This window comes from Vibrio sp. Vb1554 (assembly GCF_033344235.1).
The window spans coordinates 1-1,121 of record NZ_JAWPOJ010000372.1 but is presented as its reverse complement, the minus strand read 5'-3'; the positions used below and the strand labels follow the sequence as shown (position 1 = coordinate 1,121).

Annotated in this window: 1 protein-coding gene; it reads right to left on the bottom strand. The window is 50.1% G+C overall.

Features of this window, described 5'->3' with window-relative positions; all coding sequences use genetic code 11:
- Positions 1-49 precede the first annotated feature (49 nt).
- A partial coding sequence (fadI, locus tag R8N28_RS26380) for an acetyl-CoA C-acyltransferase FadI (RefSeq protein WP_318183805.1) occupies positions 50-1,121 on the bottom strand: 1,072 nt, incomplete at its 5' end.

Here is a 1,121-nt window from a genome sequence, read left to right as displayed (position 1 = left end):
GCAATGTTCTGCTCATCAACGTTAAGACTAAATGCTTTTTGCTCGCTCATTACTCAACCTCCAGAATCATTGCAGCGCCAAGACCACCCGCAGCACAAGCGGTATTCAATGCAATACCACCACCACGACGTTTCAGTTCACGTAGAGTTTGCGTCATCATACGCGCACCCGTCGCCGCGAATGGGTGACCGTAAGCAATTGAGCCACCGAGCACGTTGAATTTATCCATGTCGATTTCACCGATCGCTTTCGAACGACCTAGGTTTTCTTGAGCAAACTTATCTGAGGCAAACATTTTCACGTTTGCCAATGCTTGAGCAGCAAACGCTTCATGCATATCGATCAGAGTCAGATCCGACAGTTCCAAGCCTGTGTTTTCGAGCACTTTCGCAGTCGCGTAAGTCGGTCCCATCAGCATGTCTTTTTCCACACCAATCGCTGAGAATGCGTAGCCACGGATGTAGCCAAGAATTTCCATGCCCAACTCTTTCGCTTTACCTTCGCGCATCAGCATCACTGCCGCGCCGCCATCAGTCAGCGGCGTACTGTTTGCTGCAGTAACACTGCCGTACTGGCGGTCAAATGCAGGACGTAACTTTGCATAGCCCTCTAACGTAGAGTCGTGACGAACGTTGTTATCTTCAGAAATCCACTTTTTGTAAGGTTCAGGGAAAGCGGTCATCACCTCACCTTGGATTTTGCCTTCTTTCCAAGCTTGGGATGCCAATGTATGAGAGCGATGAGCTAGCGCATCTTGTTCTGCGCGTGAGATACCGTGCGTCTTCGCCATTTGCTCTGCCGTTTGTCCCATCGACAAACCCGTCGAGTATTCCGCGACGGCTGGCGGAACAGGCATGAGATCTTTAAAACTCAGACTCTTGAGAATATTGAGCTTCTGACCCAATGTTTTGGTTTTGCTTAGAGCCAACAGGTTAGCAGCAAGTTTTTTGGACACACCGATAGGAAGAACAGAAGATGAATCCGCACCACCAGCGATACCAATTTCAATGGTGCCAGCCATGATGCTCTCTGCTACGTTTACCGCCGCTTGGAAGCTCGTCGCACACGCACGCGTCACGCTGTAAGCGTCGGTATGGATGTTCATCCCCGTGCCCAATACG